The organism is Streptomyces qaidamensis, from assembly GCF_001611795.1.
In the GTDB taxonomy this organism is placed as follows: Bacteria; Actinomycetota; Actinomycetes; order Streptomycetales; family Streptomycetaceae; genus Streptomyces; species Streptomyces qaidamensis.
Window position 1 is genome coordinate 6,407,392 of the sequence record NZ_CP015098.1, and the last position, 19,873, is coordinate 6,427,264.

General features: G+C 71.3%; 14 protein-coding genes. 10 read left to right on the forward strand and 4 right to left on the reverse strand.

The window, feature by feature from the left end:
- Positions 1-110 precede the first annotated feature (110 nt).
- Both smc and A4E84_RS28600 read left to right on the forward strand, forming a co-directional pair.
- Positions 111-3,689: a chromosome segregation protein SMC gene (gene smc / locus A4E84_RS28595; RefSeq protein WP_062929282.1), complete on the forward strand. Its 3,579-nt coding sequence runs from the start codon at positions 111-113 to the stop codon at positions 3,687-3,689.
- Positions 3,690-3,912: 223 nt separating this feature from the next.
- Positions 3,913-5,331: a sugar porter family MFS transporter gene (locus A4E84_RS28600; RefSeq protein WP_062929283.1), complete on the forward strand. Its 1,419-nt coding sequence runs from the start codon at positions 3,913-3,915 to the stop codon at positions 5,329-5,331.
- A gap of 201 nt (positions 5,332-5,532) precedes the next feature.
- Here the strand turns inward: A4E84_RS28600 and A4E84_RS28605 are convergent, their stop codons facing one another.
- On the reverse strand, positions 5,533-6,504 hold the full coding sequence (locus A4E84_RS28605) for an LLM class flavin-dependent oxidoreductase (protein WP_062929284.1): 972 nt from the start codon (positions 6,502-6,504) through the stop codon (positions 5,533-5,535).
- A gap of 151 nt (positions 6,505-6,655) precedes the next feature.
- Between A4E84_RS28605 and ftsY the strand changes: the two genes are divergently transcribed.
- Positions 6,656-7,855, forward strand: coding sequence for a signal recognition particle-docking protein FtsY (gene ftsY / locus A4E84_RS28610; RefSeq protein WP_062929285.1), 1,200 nt, complete (start codon positions 6,656-6,658; stop codon positions 7,853-7,855).
- Positions 7,856-7,964: 109 nt separating this feature from the next.
- Here the strand turns inward: ftsY and A4E84_RS28615 are convergent, their stop codons facing one another.
- Positions 7,965-8,630, reverse strand: a complete 666-nt coding sequence (locus A4E84_RS28615) for a bifunctional DNA primase/polymerase (RefSeq protein ID WP_062929286.1) — start codon at positions 8,628-8,630, stop codon at positions 7,965-7,967.
- Between the two features lie 445 nt (positions 8,631-9,075).
- Here A4E84_RS28615 and nsdA point away from each other — a divergent pair, with 445 nt between their 5' ends.
- The 5 genes from nsdA to ffh all read left to right on the forward strand — a co-directional run bounded on the left by nsdA (position 9,076) and on the right by ffh (position 16,703).
- Complete coding sequence (nsdA, locus tag A4E84_RS28620) at positions 9,076-10,572, forward strand: transcriptional repressor NsdA (protein ID WP_062929287.1); 1,497 nt, start codon at positions 9,076-9,078, stop codon at positions 10,570-10,572.
- 337 nt (positions 10,573-10,909) lie between these two features.
- Positions 10,910-12,250: an ammonium transporter gene (locus tag A4E84_RS28625; RefSeq protein WP_062929288.1), complete on the forward strand. Its 1,341-nt coding sequence runs from the start codon at positions 10,910-10,912 to the stop codon at positions 12,248-12,250.
- The gene (locus tag A4E84_RS28630) at positions 12,247-12,585 is read left to right on the forward strand and encodes a P-II family nitrogen regulator (RefSeq protein ID WP_003993253.1); all 339 of its coding nucleotides are present in this window, start codon (positions 12,247-12,249) and stop codon (positions 12,583-12,585) included. Before A4E84_RS28625 ends, A4E84_RS28630 begins: the two co-directional genes overlap by 4 nt.
- A 38-nt stretch (positions 12,586-12,623) precedes the next feature.
- Entirely contained in the window at positions 12,624-15,071 is a 2,448-nt protein-coding gene (locus A4E84_RS28635; RefSeq protein WP_062929289.1) for a [protein-PII] uridylyltransferase, read from the forward strand.
- Between the two features lie 81 nt (positions 15,072-15,152).
- On the forward strand, positions 15,153-16,703 hold the full coding sequence (gene ffh / locus A4E84_RS28640; protein WP_062929290.1) for a signal recognition particle protein: 1,551 nt from the start codon (positions 15,153-15,155) through the stop codon (positions 16,701-16,703).
- Between the two features lie 81 nt (positions 16,704-16,784).
- Here the strand turns inward: ffh and A4E84_RS28645 are convergent, their stop codons facing one another.
- Together A4E84_RS28645 and A4E84_RS28650 are read right to left on the reverse strand one after the other, a co-directional pair.
- The gene (locus tag A4E84_RS28645; RefSeq protein ID WP_062929291.1) at positions 16,785-17,387 is read right to left on the reverse strand and encodes a hypothetical protein; all 603 of its coding nucleotides are present in this window, start codon (positions 17,385-17,387) and stop codon (positions 16,785-16,787) included.
- Between the two features lie 135 nt (positions 17,388-17,522).
- Positions 17,523-18,377 (reverse strand): class I SAM-dependent methyltransferase, encoded by an 855-nt coding sequence (locus A4E84_RS28650; RefSeq protein WP_062929292.1) that lies wholly within the window; start codon positions 18,375-18,377, stop codon positions 17,523-17,525.
- A 199-nt stretch (positions 18,378-18,576) separates the two neighbouring features.
- Between A4E84_RS28650 and A4E84_RS43760 the strand changes: the two genes are divergently transcribed.
- Positions 18,577-18,858 carry a hypothetical protein gene (locus A4E84_RS43760; RefSeq protein ID WP_062929293.1) on the forward strand — a complete coding sequence of 94 codons (282 nt, stop codon included), beginning with the start codon at positions 18,577-18,579 and terminating at the stop codon, positions 18,856-18,858.
- A 271-nt stretch (positions 18,859-19,129) separates the two neighbouring features.
- A complete protein-coding gene (locus A4E84_RS28660) occupies positions 19,130-19,732 on the forward strand; it encodes a hypothetical protein (protein WP_031107038.1) in 603 nt (200 codons plus the stop codon).
- The last annotated feature ends 141 nt before the right edge of the window (positions 19,733-19,873 follow it).

Sequence of the window (19,873 nt, forward strand, 5' to 3'; positions counted from 1 at the left end):
TTGCCCCCGCATCCTTTCACCGTCTTTAACGTCTGATGTGCCCTGCGCGTTCAGCGGCGAAACCGTGGGTTCATGGAGTGGGACCGACCCGGGCGGTAGAGTCCGGCGGCGTGCACCTCAAGGCCCTGACCCTCCGCGGGTTCAAGTCGTTCGCCTCCGCGACCACCCTCCGGTTCGAGCCGGGGATCACGTGCGTCGTCGGACCGAACGGCTCGGGCAAGTCCAACGTCGTCGACGCGCTCAGCTGGGTCATGGGCGAGCAGGGCGCCAAGTCGCTGCGCGGCGGCAAGATGGAGGACGTCATCTTCGCCGGCACCACCGGCCGCCCCCCACTGGGCCGCGCCGAGGTGTCCCTGACCATCGACAACTCGGACGGGGCCCTGCCCATCGAGTACGCCGAGGTCACCATCACGCGGATCATGTTCCGTAACGGCGGCAGCGAGTACCAGATCAACGGCGACACCTGCCGCCTCCTCGACATCCAGGAGCTCCTCTCCGACTCCGGCATCGGCCGCGAGATGCACGTCATCGTCGGGCAGGGCCAGCTCGACTCCGTACTGCACGCCGATCCCATGGGCCGACGCGCCTTCATCGAGGAGGCCGCCGGCGTCCTCAAGCACCGCAAGCGCAAAGAGAAGGCGTTGCGCAAGCTGGACGCGATGCAGGCCAACCTCGCGCGCGTGCAGGACCTCACCGACGAGCTCAGACGGCAGCTCAAGCCGCTGGGCAGGCAGGCCGCCGTCGCCCGCAGGGCCGCCGTCATCCAGGCCGACCTGCGCGACGCCCGCCTGCGCCTCCTGGCCGACGACCTCGTACGGCTCCGGGAGGCCCTCAAGGCCGAGGTCGCCGACGAGGCCGCGCTGAAGGAGCGCAAGGAGTCCGCCGAACAGGAACTGCGCAAGGCGCTCCAGCGCGAGGCCCTCCTGGAGGACGAGGTACGGCAGCTCACCCCGCGGCTCCAGCGCGCCCAGCAGACCTGGTACGAGCTCTCCCAGCTCGCCGAACGCGTACGGGGCACGATCTCGCTGGCCGATGCCCGCGTGAAGAGCGCCACCTCCGCGCCCCCCGAGGAGCGGCGTGGTCGCGACCCCGAGGACATGGAGCGCGAGGCCGCCCGCATCCGTGAGCAGGAGGCCGAGCTGGAGGCGGCCCTGGACGCGGCCGAACGGGCCCTGGAGGACACGGTCGCCCACCGCGCCGAGCTGGAACGCGCGCTCACCCAGGAGGAACGGCGCCTGAAGGACGCGGCCCGCGCCATCGCCGACCGGCGCGAGGGCCTTGCCCGGCTCAGCGGCCAGGTCAACGCCGCCCGCTCCCGAGCCGCCTCCGCCCAGGCCGAGATCGAACGCCTGGCGGCCGCCCGGGACGAGGCGCAGGAACGTGCCGTCGCCGCCCAGGAGGAGTACGAGGCCCTCAAGGCCGAGGTCGACGGCCTCGATGCCGGCGACGCGGAACTCGCCGAGCAGCACGAGAGGGCCAAGCAGCAACTGGCCGAGGCCGAGGCCGCCCTCACGGCAGCCCGCGAGGCCGCCACGACGGCGGAACGCAAGCGCGCCGCGACCCAGGCCCGTCACGAGGCCCTCGCCCTTGGCCTGCGCCGCAAGGACGGCACCGGGATACTGCTCGCGGCCAAGGACCGCCTCTCCGGCCTGCTGGGGCCGGCGGCGGAACTGCTGACGGTGACCCCGGGCCACGAGGTCGCTGTCGCCGCGGCTTTCGGAGCGGCAGCCGACGCGATCGCCGTCACGACCCCGGCCTCTGCGGCGGACGCGATCAGACTCCTCCGCAAACAGGACGGAGGCCGGGCCACCCTGCTCCTGGCAGGAGATGCCCACCCTGGGGGCGCGGGGAACTGCGCGAACGACCACAACGGACCCGCAGACGCGCGGCACACGTTCGCCGCAGACCTCGTCCGCGGCCCCACCGACCTCATGCCGGCCGTACGCCGGCTGCTGCACGGCATCGTCGTCGTCAACACCCTCGAAGACGCCGAAGACCTCGTCTACGCCCACCCCCACCTCCCCGCCGTGACCGCCGAAGGCGACCTCCTCGGCGCCCACTTCGCCCACGGCGGCTCCGCCGGCGCCCCCAGCCTCCTCGAAGTTCAGGCCTCCGTCGACGAGGCGGCAGCCGAGCTGGAAGAGCTCGCCGTCCGCTGCGAGGAGCTCACGGAGGCCCAGCACGCGGCCGTCGACCGACGAAGGGACGCCGCCGCGCTGGTCGAGGAGCTGGGGGAGCGGCGCCGGGCCGCCGACCGGGAGAAGTCGGCCGTCGCCCAGCAGCTCGGGCGGCTCGCGGGCCAGGCGCGCGGTGCCACCGGCGAGGCGGAACGTGCCACCGCCGCCGCGGCCCGTGCCCAGGACGCCCTCGACAACGCGCTCCAGGAGGTCGAGGAACTCGCAGAGCGGCTCGCCGTCGCCGAGGAGATGCCGATGGAGGAGGAGCCCGACACCTCCGTCCGGGACCGGCTCGCCGCCGACGGCGCCAACGCACGCCAGACCGAGATGGAGGCCCGGCTTCAGGCCCGTACGCACGAGGAACGCGTCAAGGGCCTGGCCGGACGGGCCGACTCGCTGGACCGCGCCGCCCGCGCGGAACGCGAGGCACGCGCGCGTGCCGAGCAGCGACGGGCCCGGCTCCGGCACGAGGCGGCCGTCGCCGAGGCCGTCGGCGCGGGTGCGAGGCAGCTGCTCGCACACGTCGAGGTCTCCCTGGCCCGTGCCGACGAGGAGCGCACCGCCGCCGAGGCGGCCAAGGCCCTCCGCGAGCAGGAACTCGCCCGCGCCCGCACCGAGGGGCGCGATCTCAAGGCGGAACTCGACAAGTTGACGGATTCGGTTCACCGAGGCGAGGTACTCGGCGCCGAGAAGCGGCTGCGCATCGAGCAGTTGGAGACCAAGGCGCTGGAGGAGCTGGGTGTCGAACCGGCCGGACTGGTGGCGGAGTACGGCCCGCACCAGCTCGTGCCGCCCTCGCCCCCCGCCGAGGGCGAGGAGCTGCCGGAGGACCCGGAGCACCCGCGCAACCGGCCGAGGCCGTATCTCCGGGCCGAGCAGGAGAAGCGCCTGAAGTCTGCCGAGCGCGCCTACCAGCAGCTCGGCAAGGTGAACCCGCTCGCCCTGGAGGAGTTCGCGGCGCTGGAGGAACGCCACCAGTTCCTCAGTGAGCAGCTGGAAGACCTGAAGAAGACGCGTGCGGACCTCCTGCAGGTGGTGAAGGAGGTCGACGAGCGCGTCGAGCAGGTCTTCACCGAGGCCTACCGGGACACGGCCCGGGAGTTCGAGGGCGTGTTCTCCCGCCTGTTCCCGGGGGGTGAGGGACGGCTGATCCTGACCGACCCCGACAACATGCTCACCACGGGCGTGGACGTCGAGGCGCGTCCGCCGGGCAAGAAGGTCAAGCGGCTGTCGCTGCTCTCGGGCGGGGAGCGGTCGCTGACCGCGGTCGCGATGCTCGTGTCGATCTTCAAGGCGCGGCCCAGCCCGTTCTACGTCATGGACGAGGTCGAGGCCGCCCTCGACGACACCAACCTCCAGCGGCTCATCCGGATCATGCAGGAGCTCCAGGAAGCCTCCCAGCTGATCGTGATCACCCACCAGAAGCGCACGATGGAGGTCGCCGACGCGCTCTACGGCGTCTCCATGCAGGGCGACGGTGTGTCGAAGGTCATCAGCCAGCGCCTCCGCTAATTGTGTGTGCTCTACACCGGTCTCACCTGCGCGCTCTCGGTGACTTCAATACTTGAACACACGGCCCCCACACTCCTGCCTCAGATTCACAGCTGCCGACCTATTGACTTCGAAACTTGAAGGAATAGTCTCGGCAACGTTCCTTTTACCTTCAGGTACCTTCAGGTGGACCTCGAAGGGCAGATCCCCTCCGGCAGCGTTGCCGGTGGCCCGAGGAGTACACGTGACCAGCACAGCGCAGGCACCCAAGTCAGGAGCCGGGACGGCTCACCCCGATCATCTCGGGCACGTCATCTTCATCGCGGCGGCGGCCGCGATGGGCGGTTTCCTCTTCGGCTACGACAGTTCCGTGATCAACGGCGCCGTCGAAGCCATCCGTGACCGCTACGACGTCGGCTCCGCGGCCCTCGCCCAGGTCATCGCCATCGCCCTCATCGGCTGCGCCATCGGCGCCGCCACCGCCGGCCGCATAGCCGACCGCATCGGCCGCATCCGGTGCATGCAGATCGCCGCGGTCCTCTTCACCGTCAGCGCCGTCGGCTCCGCGCTCCCCTTCGCCCTGTGGGACCTCGCCTTCTGGCGCGTCGTCGGCGGCTTCGCCATCGGCATGGCCTCCGTCATCGGCCCGGCCTACATCGCCGAGGTCGCCCCGCCCGCCTACCGCGGCCGGCTCGGCTCCTTCCAGCAGGCCGCGATCGTCATCGGCATCGCCGTGTCGCAGCTGGTCAACTGGGGCCTGCTGCACGCCGCCGACGGTGACCAGCGCGGCAAGCTGATGGGCCTGGAGGCCTGGCAGGTCATGCTCGGCGTCATGGTCGTTCCGGCCATCCTCTACGGGCTGCTCTCCTTCGCCATCCCCGAGTCCCCGCGCTTCCTCATCTCCGTCGGCAAGCACGAGCGCGCCCGGGAGATCCTCACCGAGGTCGAGGGCAAGGACGTCGACCTGGACGCTCGTGTCGCCGAGATCGAAGGCGCCATGAAGAGCGAGCACAGGTCGAGCTTCAAGGACCTGCTGGGCGGCAGCTTCTTCTTCAAGCCGATCGTCTGGATCGGTATCGGCCTGTCGGTCTTCCAGCAGTTCGTCGGCATCAACGTCGCCTTCTACTACTCCTCGACGCTGTGGCAGTCGGTCGGCGTGGACCCGACGGACTCGTTCTTCTACTCCTTCACCACGTCGATCATCAACATCCTCGGCACCGTCATCGCGATGATCTTCGTCGACCGCATCGGACGCAGGCCGCTCGCGATCATCGGCTCGGTCGGCATGGTCGTCGGCCTCGCCCTGGAGGCCTGGGCGTTCTCGTACCACCTGGTCGACGGCAAGCTGCCGGCCGCGCAGGGCTGGATCGCCCTGATCGCCGCGCACATCTTCGTCCTCTTCTTCGCCTTGTCCTGGGGTGTGGTCGTCTGGGTCATGCTCGGCGAGATGTTCCCCAACCGGATCCGCGCCGCCGCGCTGGGCGTGGCCGCCGCCGCGCAGTGGATCGCCAACTGGGCCATCACCGCGAGCTTCCCGTCACTGGCCGACTGGAACCTCTCCGTCACGTACGTGATCTACACCGCGTTCGCCGCGCTCTCGATCCCGTTCGTCCTGAAGTTCGTCAAGGAAACGAAGGGCAAGACCCTGGAGGAGATGGGCTAGGCCCGTCCCGCGACTCGGGGAGAAGGGGCCAAAGTCCCCGCTGCCCCTCTCCCCGTAACCCGCCGTCGCCCCGGGTCGGCCACTGCCCGAGCCGGGGCGACGGTCTGTCGTTCATCGCGTCCGGCCACTTCGCCGGCGCGCGACGAACCGGTCGCAGTCCATCACCGGAGGGCGGCGACGTGCCGTCGGACAACGGGGGTGTCAGCCCGCCAGCCCCGGCAGCACCTCCTCGCAGAACAGCTGCAGACTCCGCCACCCCTCCTCCACCGGCATCCCGCCGGACAGCGGATGCAGGACATAGGAGTCCAGCCCGAGCGCCACGCACGCGTCCGGGGTGAGGATCCGGTACACGCCCTCCGCGCGCAGGTCCTCGACCGTCGTCGCGCCCGATTTCACAGCAGAGCGCACTCCGCCCGACTGCCAGGAGGCGTACGTCCGCGCCTCGTGCAGGAAGTGCCGACCGTACTGCGCCCAGGCCCGGTCCGGGTCCTCGGCCACGTGCAGCAGGGGCGTCTCGGCGGCGGGCATCATGACCCAGCCCTCGGTGCCGTACTCGGCGAGCCGCTCCTTGTAGTACGCCTCCAGCTCCGGCAGGTGCGCGCTGGGGAAGAAGGGCAGGCCGAGCCGGGCGGCCCGGCGGGCGGCGGCCTCGGAGGAGCCGCCGACCAGGAGCAGCGGGTGCGGGGCGGTGTACGGGCGCGGGGTGACACGGACCGTGCGGCCCCGGAAGGCGAAGGGTTCGCCGGTCCACGCCTGCAGCAGCGTCTCCAGCAGCTCGTCCTGGAGCCGCCCCCGCCGGGCGTAGTCCACGCCGAACAGGTCGTACTCCTCCGGCCGGTATCCGATCCCGGCGACCGTCACCAGCCGGCCGCCGCTCAGCAGGTCCAGCACGGCGATCTCCTCGGCGAGCCGCAGCGGGTCGTGCAGCGGGCCGATGATCGCCGAGACCGTGACCGCGATCCGCCGGGTGGCACCGAAGACCGCCCCGGCGAAGGCGAACGGAGACGGCAGCCATTTGTTCTCGGCCCCGTGGTGCTCCTCCGTCTGGACCGTGGTGACGCCCCGGTCGTCGGCGTACGCGGCCATCTCCAGAGCCGCCCGGTACCGGGCGGCGAGCTCGGCGGGAGAGGCCCCGGGAGCCACGAGGTTGAAGCGTGCGACCGTGACGGGCATGGCGGCGTCTCCCTCCACCGGGCGGGTGTCCGGGGGACGTTAGCTGACGATGCGTCAGACAGCCAGGGGTGTGGAGATCCCACGCCCCGCGGCACTGCGGGGCGGTGCGATCGGGGTGCCCCGGGGGCCCATGACTGATACTGGACCCGTTATGGACATCGTCATCCTTGCTGTAGTCATCGCCGTGGTCGTGCTCGGCGCGCTCGGCGGGCTCATCGTCGGCAGCCGGCGCAAGAAGCAGCTGCCCCCGCCCCCGCCCGCAGCGCCCGACATCACCGCCCCACCGGCCGAGCCGCACGTCGGCGACGAGGCCGAGACGCCGCGGGAGGAACCGCGGCGCACGATAGAGGAGGTGGATCTCCCGGACGGCTCGGCTCCGGTCGTAGTCGAGGAGCCGCCCGCCCAAGCCCCCGAGATCGAGATCCCGGAACCCACCGCCGGCCGTCTGGTCCGGCTGCGGACCCGGCTCTCGCGCTCGCAGAACGCCCTCGGCAAGGGACTGCTCACCCTGCTGTCGCGCGAGCACCTCGACGAGGACACCTGGGAGGAGATCGAGGACACGCTGCTCACGGCCGACGTCGGTGTGCAGCCCACCCAGGAACTGGTCGAGCGGCTGCGCGAGCGCGTGAAGGTGCTCGGCACCCGCACCCCCGAGGAACTGCGCACCCTGCTCCGCGAGGAACTGGTCACGCTGGTCGGCCGCGACATGGACCGCGCGGTCAAGACCGAGCCGGAGGACCGCAAGCCGGGCATCGTCATGGTCGTCGGCGTCAACGGCACCGGCAAGACCACCACCACCGGCAAGCTCGCCCGCGTCCTGGTGGCCGACGGCCAGAGCGTGGTCCTCGGCGCCGCCGACACCTTCCGGGCCGCCGCCGCCGACCAGCTCCAGACCTGGGGCGAGCGGGTCGGCGCCCACACCGTGCGCGGACCGGAGGGCGGCGACCCCGCCTCCGTCGCCTTCGACGCGGTCAAGGAGGGCAAGGAGATGGGCGCGAACGTCGTGCTCATCGACACCGCCGGCCGCCTGCACACCAAGACCGGTCTCATGGACGAGCTCGGCAAGGTCAAGCGGGTCGTGGAGAAGCAGGCCCCGGTCGACGAGGTGCTGCTCGTCCTGGACGCCACCACCGGCCAGAACGGCCTGGTCCAGGCCCGGGTCTTCTCCGAGGTCGTCGACATCACCGGCATCGTGCTCACCAAGCTGGACGGCACGGCCAAGGGCGGCATCGTGGTCGCGGTCCAGCGTGAGCTGGGCGTGCCGGTGAAGCTCGTCGGCCTCGGCGAGGGCGCGGACGACCTGGCTCCGTTCGAGCCGGAGGCGTTCGTTGACGCCCTTATCGGGGAGTGAGCTCGGCACCAGCCGCGGCACGACCTGCGAAGAACCGTACCTGCGCGAGAAGCGCCCGCCCCCGAGGTGCAGTCGGGGCCGGGCGCTTCGCTCTGTGTCCTTGCCGCGCCTACGCCCGTGACCGGTGCGCCACGTAGGCCAGTGTGCCCAGCACCAGACGGGCCTCCGGCGGCCGGGAGGCCGAGTCCAGGGCGGGGGAGCGGAGCCAGCGCACCGGGCCGAGGCCGCCGCGGTCGGAGGGCGGCGCCGTGATGTGCGCGCCGGGGCCGAGACCGCGCAGGTCGAGGGAGTCCGGGTCGTCCCAGCCCATGCGGTAGAGCAGGCCGGGCAGGTCGGCGGCGGCGCCGGGGGCGACGAGGAAGTGGGCGCGGCCGTCCGGGGTGGCCGCGACCGGGCCGACGGGCAGGCCCATGCGCTCCAGCCGGGCCAGCGCACGGCAGCCGGCGGGTTCGGCCACTTCGATGACGTCGAACGCCCGGCCGACCGGGAGCATCACCGAGGCGCCGGGGAACTCGCCCCAGATGTCGGTCACGTCGTCCAGCGTCGCTCCTGCGGCGAGCACCGGCGCGAAGTCCAGCGGGTGCGCGCCCGGCGCCGGGCAGTCACCGCGGCCGCAGGAGCAGGCGCCCGCCGAGGCCCGGGCGCCCGGCACCACGTCCCAGCCCCACAGGCCGGTGTACTCGGCCACGGCCGTACCGTCCGACGTGCGGCCGCGGCGGCGTGCGCCGGACCGGATGTCGCGCATGCCCCGGCTGATGCCGATCGTGAAGCCCATGCCCCCTCCAACGGGTCCGCCGCACCGGTGGTTACGCTGCGATCGTGATGCGTGACTCTCTGTTTCCGCCTTTCCGGCGGCGGTCGGTTCATTCAGCGCCCTGACGCGCACACGGTTGCGTGCCCGACGACGCGCGCCCCTGAGTGCGTCACTGCACCCGCTGCTGCTCGTGCTGTGTCAAGTCAATCGCGCGTTGCCGTACGTGAGTTCATTCGAAGGGGTGGCGAATGGTGGCGTTTCCGTGCGAGCCGTGGCTGGACGGGTGATCGTAGGATTACTTTGTGTGCACGAGCCCTGGGGGTACATGCGCTCGTGGGTATGCCGGAGGCAAGTCGTCATTCCGTTCGAAGGGTGACAAGGGCCGGACGGACGGCCGTACGGACCGGCATGCTGATAGGGCTTGGCGCACTCGGCGACAAGTGGTCTCAGGGATGGGGGCGTTCCAGTGAGCGGCAACGGCGGAAGCGGAACGAACGCTGCGAGCGCGACGCACGCTGACAAGCGCCCGAACGAGCTGCTCACCTCCTGGTTCGTGCGCAGCGGCTGGTCCAAGGGGGAACTCGCCCGCCAGGTCAACCGCAGAGCACGGCAGTTGGGCGCCAACCACATCTCCACGGACACCTCCCGCGTGCGCCGCTGGCTCGACGGCGAGAACCCCCGCGAGCCGATCCCCAGGATCCTGTCGGAGCTGTTCTCGGAGCGCTTCGGCGTCGTCGTCTCCGTCGAGGACCTGGGGCTGCGCACCGCCCGCCAGTCGCCCTCAGCGACCGGCGTCGACCTGCCCTGGACGGGCCCGCAGACCGTGGCCCTGCTCAGCGAGTTCTCGCGCAGCGACCTGATGCTGGCGCGGCGCGGCTTCCTCGGGAGCTCGCTGGTCCTGTCTGCGGGCCCGGCCCTCATCGAACCCATGCAGCGCTGGCTCGTCCCCTCACCTCCCGCCCCGCGCTCCGAGCCCGAGCCCGCGGGCGGCTCCGGACGCGCCCGCGGCCGGCTCTCCAAGCCCGAGCTGGACCTCCTGGAGTCCACGACGGTGATGTTCCGGCAGTGGGACGCCCAGTGCGGCGGCGGCCTGCGCCGCAAGGCGGTCGTCGGCCAGCTGCACGAGGTGACCGACCTCCTCCAGGAGCCCCAGCCGGAGTCCACCACCCGCCGGCTGTTCAAGGTCGCCGCCGAGCTGGCCGAGCTGGCCGGCTGGATGTCGTACGACATCGGGCTGCAGCCGACCGCGCAGAAGTACTTCGTCCTCGCGCTGCACGCCGCCAAGGAGGCCGGTGACCGGCCCCTCGGCTCGTACGTGCTGTCCAGCATGAGCCGCCAGATGATCCACCTCGGCCGACCCGACGACGCGCTGGAGCTGATCCACCTCGCGCAGTACGGCAGCCGGGACTGCGCGAGCCCGCGCACCCAGTCCATGCTGTATGCGATGGAGGCCCGCGCCTACGCCAACATGGGGCAGCCCGGCAAGTGCAAGCGGGCGGTCCGGATGGCCGAGGACACCTTCGCCGAGGCCGACGAGTGGGACGAGCCGGATCCCGACTGGATCCGCTTCTTCTCCGAGGCCGAGCTGTACGGCGAGAACTCCCACTCCTACCGCGACCTGGCCTACGTCGCCGGCCGCAGCCCCACGTACGCCTCGCTGGCCGAGCCGCTGATGAACCGGGCCGTACAGCTCTTCGCCGAGGACGACGAGCACCAGCGGTCGTACGCGCTGAACCTGATCGGCATGGCCACGGTGCACCTCCTGCAACGCGAGCCCGAGCGGAGCACGGTCTTCGCCACCGAGGCCATGCAGGTCGCCAAGAAGGTCCGCTCCGAGCGCGTCAACACCCGTATCCGGAAGACGGTCGACACCGCCGCCCGCGACTTCGGTGACCTCGGTGAAGTCGTCGACCTCACCGAGCGGCTCGCCGTCGAACTGCCCGAGACCGCCGAGGCGGTCTGAGCAGCCGTACGACCCCCGGAACCCCGGCCGCGGCCGGCCCTCCCGAACTGCCCGACTCGGCTCCCCCATGCCAGGTCATCGGAAGGCCGACCGCGGCCGGTCCGCGTGCCCACGGCTCCCCGAAGCCGAAGGTTGCGCCACGATAACGATCGGCCCGCCCGCAATCCGGCAGTTCATCGACGCGTAACACAGAACGCGCCTTCGTCACGGCCGCGAAACAACGAGGGGCTTCCACCGAAACCGCGCTGCGCCAATCTCGTGGCGCATAACCGGCCCACCCCTCATTCCGCTCGAGGCTTCGCCCGCACGGGGCCGTACCAACGACGAGGAGACGCCGATGGCACCAGCCATCACCCTTGCCGCAGAAGCGCCCAAGCTCTCTGCCGCGAACACAGGGTTCATGCTCATCTGTTCCGCCCTGGTGATGCTCATGACGCCGGGTCTGGCCTTCTTCTACGGAGGCATGGTCCGCGTCAAGAGCACCCTGAACATGCTGATGATGAGCTTCATCAGCCTCGGGATCGTCACCATCCTGTGGGTGCTGTACGGCTTCTCCATGGCGTTCGGCACCGACTCCGGCAGCCTCATCGGCTGGAACTCCGACTGGGTCGGACTCGGCAACATCGGCCTGACGGAGCTGTGGCCCGGCTACACCATTCCGGTCTTCGTGTTCCTGGTCTTCCAGCTGATGTTCGCGATCATCACGCCCGCCCTGATCAGCGGCGCCCTCGCGGACCGCGTGAAGTTCAGCGCCTGGGCGCTCTTCATCACCCTGTGGGCCACGATCGTCTACTTCCCGGTCGCGCACTGGGTCTGGGGCGCCGGTGGCTGGGCCTTCGAACTGGGTGTCATCGACTTCGCCGGTGGTACGGCGGTGCACATCAACGCGGGTGCCGCGGCGCTTGGCGTGATCCTCGTCATCGGCAAGCGCGTCGGCTTCAAGAAGGACCCGATGCGCCCGCACAGCCTGCCGCTGGTCATGCTCGGCGCCGGTCTGCTGTGGTTCGGCTGGTTCGGCTTCAACGCCGGCTCCTGGCTCGGCAACGACGACGGCGTGGGCGCGCTGATGTTCGTCAACACGCAGGTCGCCACCGCCGCCGCCATGCTCGCCTGGCTCATCTACGAGAAGATCCGCCACGGCGCGTTCACCACGCTGGGCGCCGCCTCCGGCGCCGTCGCCGGTCTGGTCGCCATCACCCCCGCGGGTGGTGCGGTCACCCCGATGGGCGCGATCGCCGTCGGCGCCATCGCCGGTGTGCTGTGCGCCATGGCCGTCGGCCTGAAGTACAAGTTCGGCTACGACGACTCCCTGGACGTCGTCGGCGTCCACCTGGTCGGCGGTGTCGTCGGCTCCCTGCTGATCGGCTTCTTCGCCAGCGGCAAGGGCCAGTCCGAGGTCGAGGGCCTCTTCTACGGCGGCGGCCTGACCCAGTTCTGGAAGCAGTGCGCCGGTGTCTTCGCGGTGCTCGCCTACTCCCTGATCGTCTCCGCGATCCTCGCCTTCATCCTCGACAAGACCATGGGCATGCGGGTCCCCGAGGACGACGAGGTCGCCGGCATCGACCAGGCCGAGCACGCCGAGACCGCATACGACTTCAGCGGCGCCGGTGGCGGTGCCGCCAAGACCGCCGCCACGGCCCCGGTCGCCGCGGCCGCGAGCAAGAAGGTGGACGCATGAAGCTCATCACCGCCGTCGTGAAGCCGCACCGGCTCGACGAGATCAAGGAGGCCCTGCAGGCCTTCGGAGTACACGGCCTGACGGTCACCGAGGCCAGCGGCTACGGTCGTCAGCGGGGCCACACCGAGGTCTACCGCGGTGCCGAGTACACCGTCGACCTGGTCCCCAAGATCCGCATCGAGGTCCTGGTCGAGGACGACGACGCCGAGCAGCTGATCGACGTGGTGGTCAAGGCGGCCCGCACCGGCAAGATCGGTGACGGCAAGGTCTGGTCCATCCCGGTCGACACGGCCGTACGGGTCAGGACCGGCGAGCGCGGTCCCGACGCGCTCTGAAGGCCCTTGAGGCAGGCGAACAGAACAGGAGCCACTGGGTGACGGGTACGGACGTGCAGAAGGAAGCAGAGGACTCGGGACCCAGCGGCTACGCGGCGGCCCGGCTGCGTCTCCTCAACGAGGAGGCGCGGTCCGGGCCGCCGCGCCGTGCGGCCCTGGCCGAACTCACGGACGACTGGCTGACCGGCCTGTTCGCAGCGGGCGCCGAGGGGCTGCGCGGTGTCTCACTCGTCGCCGTCGGCGGCTACGGACGCGGGGAGCTGTCCCCGCGCAGCGACCTCGACCTGCTTCTGCTGCACGACGGCGGCGACACCAAGGCGGTCGCCACCCTCGCCGACCGGCTCTGGTACCCCGTCTGGGACCTCGGCCTGGACCTCGACCACTCCGTCCGCACACCCGCCGAGGCCCGCAAGACCGCGGGTGAGGACCTCAAGGTGCAGCTGGGCCTGCTCGACGCCCGGCACATCGCCGGCGACCTCGGGCTCACCGCGGGACTGCGCACCGCCGTCCTGGCCGACTGGCGCAACCAGGCACCCAAACGCCTCCCCGAGCTCCAGGAACTGTGCGCCGAGCGTGCCGAACGCCAGGGCGAGTTGCAGTACCTGCTGGAGCCCGACCTCAAGGAAGCCCGCGGCGGGCTGCGGGACGCCACCGCCCTGCGGGCCGTCGCCGCCTCCTGGCTCGCCGACGCCCCGCGCGAGGGCCTCGCCGACGCCCGGCGCCGGCTCCTCGACGTCCGGGACGCCCTGCACCTGGCCACCGGGCGGGCCACCGACCGGCTCGCCCTCCAGGAGCAGGACCAGGTGGCCGCCGAGCTGGGCCTGCTCGACGCGGACACCCTGCTGCGGCAGGTGTACGAGGCGGCACGGCTCGTCTCGTACGCCAGTGACGTCACCTGGCGCGAGGTGGGGCGCGTCCTGCGCTCGCGCGCCGTGCGGCCCCGGCTGCGCGCCATGCTGGGCGGCGGGAAGCCGACCGCCGAGCGGTCCCCGCTGGCCGAGGGCGTCGTGGAGCAGGACGGCGAGGTGGTGCTCGCCCGCGCCGCGCGCCCCGAGCGCGACCCCGTGCTGCCGTTGCGCGCCGCCGCCGCAGCCGCGCAGGCCGGACTCCCGCTCTCCCTGCACGCCGTGCGGCGCCTGGCGGCCACCGTGCGCCCGGTGCCCACGCCCTGGCCCGCCGAGGCCCGCGAACAGCTCGTCACCCTGCTCGGCTCCGGCCGCCCCACCATCGAGGTGTGGGAGGCACTGGAGGCCGAGGGGCTGATCACCCGGCTGCTGCCCGACTGGGAGCGGGTGCGCTGCCGCCCGCAGCGCAACGCCGTGCACCTGTGGACCGTCGACCGGCACCTGATCGAGACCGCGGTGCGCGCCTCCGAGTTCACCCGCCGGGTCAGCCGCCCCGACCTGCTGCTGGTCGCCGCGCTGCTGCACGACATCGGCAAGGGCTGGCCCGGCGACCACTCCGTGGCCGGCGAGATCATCGCCAAGGACGTGGCCGCCCGCATCGGCTTCGACCGCCACGACGTGGCCGTCGTCGCCACCCTCGTACGGCACCACCTGCTGCTCATCGACACCGCCACCCGGCGCGACCTGGAGGACCCGGCCACCGTGCGCTCCGTCGCCGAGGCCGTCGGCTCCCAGGGCACCCTGGAGCTGCTGCACGCGCTCACCGAGGCCGACGCGCTCGCGACCGGCCCGGCCGCCTGGTCGTCCTGGCGCGGCTCGCTCGTCGCCGACCTGGTCAAACGGGTCTCGGCGGTACTCGCCGGAGACGTCCCCGACGACCCGGAGGAGGCCGCGCCGACCGCCGAGCAGGAGCGGCTCGCCCTGGAGGCGGTGGCGACGGGCAGCCCGGTGCTCTCGCTGCGGGCCCAGACCGAGCCGCCCGCCGGGCAGGAGCCGTCCGGCGACCCCGAGCCGCTCGGCGTGGAGCTGCTCATCGCCGTCCCCGACCAGCCCGGGGTGCTGCCCGCGGTGGCCGGTGTCCTCGCCATGCACCGGCTGACCGTACGCACCGCCGAGCTGCGCTCCCTGCACCTCCCGGACGGTGTCGACGGGTCCGTCCTGCTGCTGGACTGGCGGGTCGCCGCCGAGTACGGCTCCCTGCCGCAGGCCGCCCGGCTGCGCGCGGACCTGGTCCGGGCCCTGGACGGCTCCCTGGACATCGCCGGGCGCCTCGCCGAACGGGACGCGGCCTATCCGCGCCGCCGGGGCGTGGTCGCCCCCGCGGCCCGGGTGTCGGTCCACCCGGCGGCCTCCCGGCTGGCCACGGTGATCGAGGTCCGCTCGCAGGACGCGCCGGGCCTGCTGTTCCGCATCGGCCGCGCTCTGGAGGACGCGAGCGTACGGGTGCGCAGCGCGCACGTCTCGACGCTCGGCGCCAACGCCGTCGACGCCTTCTACGTGACCGGCCCGGAGGGCGCGCCCCTGCCCGGGGACGAGGCGGCGTCGGTGGCGCGGAAGCTGGAGGAGACACTGCGGGGGTGAGGCCGACCCGGCGACTTGTCACGCCGGGATACGCTGGAGAGCGATTCCCTGTAGCCACCGACCCCGAGGACCGCGAGCGCCGTGTTCGATACTCTTTCCGATCGCCTCTCAGCGACCTTCAAGAACCTGCGCGGCAAGGGACGGCTCTCCGAGGCGGACATCGACGCCACGGCGCGCGAGATCCGGATCGCGCTCCTCGAGGCGGACGTGGCGCTTCCTGTCGTCCGGACGTTCATCAAGAACGTCAAGGAGCGTGCTCTCGGTGCCGAGGTCAGCAAGGCGCTGAACCCCGCCCAGCAGGTCCTCAAGATCGTCAACGAGGAACTGGTCACCATCCTCGGCGGCGAGACCCGGCGTCTGCGCTTCGCCAAGCAGCCCCCCACCGTGATCATGCTGGCGGGTCTGCAGGGTGCCGGTAAGACCACCCTCGCGGGCAAGCTCGGCCACTGGCTGAAGGAGCAGGGCCACTCGCCGCTCCTGGTCGCCTGTGACCTCCAGCGCCCCAACGCCGTCAACCAGCTCAGCGTCGTCGCCGAGCGTGCCGGTGTCGCGGTCTACGCCCCCGAGCCGGGCAACGGCGTCGGTGACCCGGTCAAGGTCGCCAGGGACTCCATCGAGCACGCCAAGTCGAAGGTCCACGACATCGTGATCGTGGACACCGCCGGCCGCCTCGGCATCGACCAGGAGATGATGCAGCAGGCCGCGGACATCCGCGACGCCGTCTCCCCGGACGAGATCCTGTTCGTCGTCGACGCGATGATCGGCCAGGACGCCGTCAACACCGCCGAGGCCTTCCGCGACGGCGTGGGCTTCGACGGCGTGGTGCTCTCCAAGCTCGACGGTGACGCCCGCGGTGGTGCCGCGCTGTCCATCCGGCAGATCACCGGCAAGCCGATCATGTTCGCGTCGAACGGCGAGAAGCTCGACGACTTCGACGCCTTCCACCCTGACCGGATGGCCTCCCGCATCCTCGACATGGGTGACCTGCTCACCCTGATCGAGCAGGCGGAGAAGACGTTCAGCCAGGAAGAGGCCGAGAAGATGGCCTCCAAGCTGGCGTCCAAGAAGGGCCAGGACTTCACCCTGGACGACTTCCTGGCACAGATGGAGCAGGTCCGCAAGATGGGCTCCATCTCCAAGCTGCTCGGCATGCTGCCGGGTATGGGCCAGATGAAGGACCAGATCAACAACCTCGACGAGCGGGACGTCGACCGCACGGCCGCCATCATCAAGTCGATGACCCCGGCCGAGCGCCAGGAGCCGACGATCATCAACGGCTCGCGCCGCGCCCGTATCGCCAAGGGCTCCGGTGTCGAGGTCAGCGCGGTCAAGAACCTGGTCGAGCGGTTCTTCGAGGCCCGCAAGATGATGTCCCGGATGGCCCAGGGCGGCGGCATGCCGGGGATGCCGGGGATGCCGGGCATGGGCGGCGGCCCCGGCCGGACGAAGAAGAAGCAGAAGCAGGCCAAGGGCAAGCAGCGCTCCGGCAACCCGATGAAGCGCAAGCAGCAGGAGCAGGAGGAGGCAGCCCGCCGGGCCGCCGCGGCCGAGGGCGGCGGAGCCTTCGGACTGCCGCAGCAGGGCGGAAAGGACTTCGAACTCCCCGACGAGTTCAAGAAGTTCATGGGCTGACGTCCCGACCGAACCGCACTGAGGGCGCCCCCCTTGTCTGGAGGGGGCGCCCTCAGTGGTGTGCCGGCGGCTCGCCGGTCATCAGCCGTTCGGGAACTTCCAGATGTACGGCTCGCCGTCCTCCTCGGCCCAGTGGACCTCGACGCTCTTGGCGTTCGCCGGGATCACGTACGTCTCGCAGAAGACATGGCTCTCGCCCTGCTTCCAGCTCTCGACGTCGTACGGGTCCTCGCAGCCCGCAGCGTCCTCGGAGGCGCCGATGAGGACGCTGCCGCGCTGCCCGTCGGCGAAGACCGTGGTGCTGTCGTGCACGTCGGAGCCCTCGGTGAGGGCGGGCCCGCTCTTGTGCGTGTACTTCAGGTACGCGACGGCCAGCACCTTGCCCTTGACCTTGTCGGGCTCCGAGACGGCCTTCGCCGCCTCCGCCTCGGTGCCCACGTCGACCTTCTGTGCCAGGACCTCGTAGGTGACCTCGCCCGGGTCCTCCGCGACCTTGCCCGTGGCGCTCTCGCCGGCCCCCATCTCGCCGCCGGAGGTGGGCTCCGGCGACGGCGAGGCCTTGGCCTGGGCGGTGCCCGTGCTCTTCGCGTCGGCGGTGTCGTCGCCGCCCCCGCAGGCGGTGAGCGTCAGAGCGAGGACGGCGACGGGCGCGACGAGGCGCAGCGCGGTCTGGTGGTGCGGCACAGCAGCTCCTGTATGCAGATGTGTAGGTCCCCGAGCGGTGGATCACATTAGGTGTTCATGATCCACTTGGTGAAACCAAAAGCACCCCGTGGTGCTTTCTTCACACCATTCACACCTGCATCGGAAACGCGTTCGTCAGGGTGTCCGGGCGATCAGGTACCGGAACACGTTCGGCATCCACACCGTGCCGTCCTGCCGCCGGTGCGGATGCAGGGCCTCGGTCAGCTCCTTGTCCACCTGCACCTGGTCCGTCGCCGTCATCGCCGCGTCGAACAAGCCCGTCGACTTCAGGCCGCGCACCGCGCTGTCCACATCGGCATAGCCGAAGGGGCACGCCACCCGCCCCGAGCCGTCCGGCCTGAGCCCGGCCCGCTGGGCGACGTCCTCCAGATCGTCGCGGCAGGCGGGACGCCAGCTGCCCGAGGTGCGCAGCGGCTCCGCCAGCTTCGTGGCCACCCGCATCACGGACGCCGTGGCGCAGCGCTCAGGCGGACCCCAGCCGGCCAGCACCACGGCCGCACCGCGCTGGGTGAGCGGTGTCGCCTCCGCGAGCAGCCCGCCCAGCCCCTCCGAATCGCCCGCCAGGCAGCCGATCGGCTCGAAGGCGGTCACCAGGGTGTACCCGGGAGCGCCCGGCACCGCGGTGTCCCGGGGCGAGCCGTCGACCAGCCGCGCGTCCGGACCCGTCCGCGTGCCCGGCGTCCCGGGCAGCAGCCGCTCCCGCGCCAGGGCCATTCTTTCGGGGGAAGCGTCGACACCGGTGACCGCCGCTCCCCGGGCGGCGGCCATCAGCAGGGAGAGTCCGGAACCGCAGCCGAGGCCGAGCAGCCGCGTGGCAGGACCCACTTCCAGTCGCTCGTAGACGGCCTCGTAGAGCGGTACGAGCATCCGCTCCTGGATCTCGGACCAGTCACGCGCGCGTGCACGCAGGTCCACGCGGGGTGCGGCCCCCGCGTGAGGCAGGTGCTGCCGCACGAGCGTAGGTGTCATAAGTAAGCGCCCCAATCCGCCGAGAGTTGCCTCTTGCCCGATTCCATGGCCCCCGTGACAGTGCGCTCGCACTACCCCCGTATGCCAGGAAACTCCCCCCTCGACCTGTCGTCCAGTGGAATGCGGCAGGGCTTATGAGTTGTCATGTGCCTATGGCGAGATTTCACATTCCGGCAACCTGGGCCCGTACCATCCCGCCATGGCCAAGGCACCCGTTCTCACCGACGGTCCGCTGCGCGGCACCATGGTCGTCCGACCGGACGGATACGGGCCGCGGGGGCGGATGCAGGCGCAGATGCACGCGCGCAGCAAGGAGACGGGCGCCCCGAAGGCGTCCCTCCGAGATGCCGAAGGTCCTCGGGCGCCGGCCGAGCTCGCCGGGCACGCGGTGACCGTACGGTGTCCGGTCGCCGAGGGCGGGTCGGTGCCGGACGCCGATGACGCGCCCGGTAACGTCGCGGTCGTCGCACGCGCTTACTGAACCGTGGCACACGCTGACCGTGTGGGGTGCAAGGCGACCGAAACACCTCTTGCGCATCAGCGGGCCCCTGTCACCCCGGCGCGCGGACTTGCTTTACGCGCCGGGGCGTACGCGGAACTACGCACCACCTTGTGGTGAGCTGCGAGACTTCTCCACAGATCAGCGCACCCGCCCTCGTCAGGACGCATCAGAGGCAACTGACGGGTACGTGCAAATTATTTGGGATGGCCCGGAATCGGAACACTGAGGCACCCCGGCTCGTTGTCATTACGTGAGCACGACACAGACACCACCTGTTCTCGCCGCAGAGCTGGCACAGGCGTGGGCCGACATTCAGCGGTACCACCCCGAGCTGCCCGACCTTGCCGCGCCAGAGTCCCTGATCGGGGAGTCGTCGTCCGCGTGCGGTCACGAGCTCTCCTTCGAGCGACTGCTCCATGAGGCAGTCCATGGCATCGCCGCCTCGCGCGGCGTCCGCGACACCTCCCGTGCCGGCCGCTACCACAACCGCAGATTCCTCGCGATCGCCGAGGAGCTGGGCTTGGACCACCCCGAGGAACCGCATCCCAGCAGCGGCTTCTCCCTGGTCACGCTCACCCCCGAGGCGAAGCGCCGTTACCGCCCCACGATGGAGCGGCTCCAGCGCGCCCTGAAGGCCCACACCGCGGCGACCTCCTCCGACACCTCCCGCACCTTCCGGGGTCCGGCCGCCCGGCACGGCTCCTCCGGCGGCGGCGTCCGCGTCAAGGCGGTCTGCGACTGCGGCCGCAACGTCCGGGTCGTCCCGTCCGTCCTCGCCCAGGCCCCGATCGTCTGCGGCGGCTGCGGCAAGCCGTTCCGGATCCCGGACGTCGTGGGAGCGGTAGCGAGCTGACGCCCCACCGGCATCTCGTGGCTGCCGGTCGTCGGCGCAGGGCTCGGCCCGTGTCGCGCACCCGTCGTGCCCCACCTCCACGCCGGGTGCGCCTTCGGTGTGCCCGCACTCTGGCGCAGCAGGCCCCCGGCCCGGAGCGAC

Coding starts and splice junctions, on each gene's coding strand:
- A4E84_RS28615 (WP_062929286.1), bottom strand. CDS start 8,630: ATGGGCTTCACGATCGGCATCAGCCGGGGCATGCGCGACATCCGGTCC.
- A4E84_RS28650 (WP_062929292.1), bottom strand. CDS start 18,377: ATGACACCTACGCTCGTGCGGCAGCACCTGCCTCACGCGGGGGCCGCA.
- A4E84_RS28630 (WP_003993253.1), top strand. CDS start 12,247: ATGAAGCTCATCACCGCCGTCGTGAAGCCGCACCGGCTCGACGAGATC.
- A4E84_RS28625 (WP_062929288.1), top strand. CDS start 10,910: ATGGCACCAGCCATCACCCTTGCCGCAGAAGCGCCCAAGCTCTCTGCC.
- ftsY (WP_062929285.1), top strand. CDS start 6,656: ATGGACATCGTCATCCTTGCTGTAGTCATCGCCGTGGTCGTGCTCGGC.
- A4E84_RS28605 (WP_062929284.1), bottom strand. CDS start 6,504: ATGCCCGTCACGGTCGCACGCTTCAACCTCGTGGCTCCCGGGGCCTCT.
- A4E84_RS43760 (WP_062929293.1), top strand. CDS start 18,577: ATGGCCAAGGCACCCGTTCTCACCGACGGTCCGCTGCGCGGCACCATG.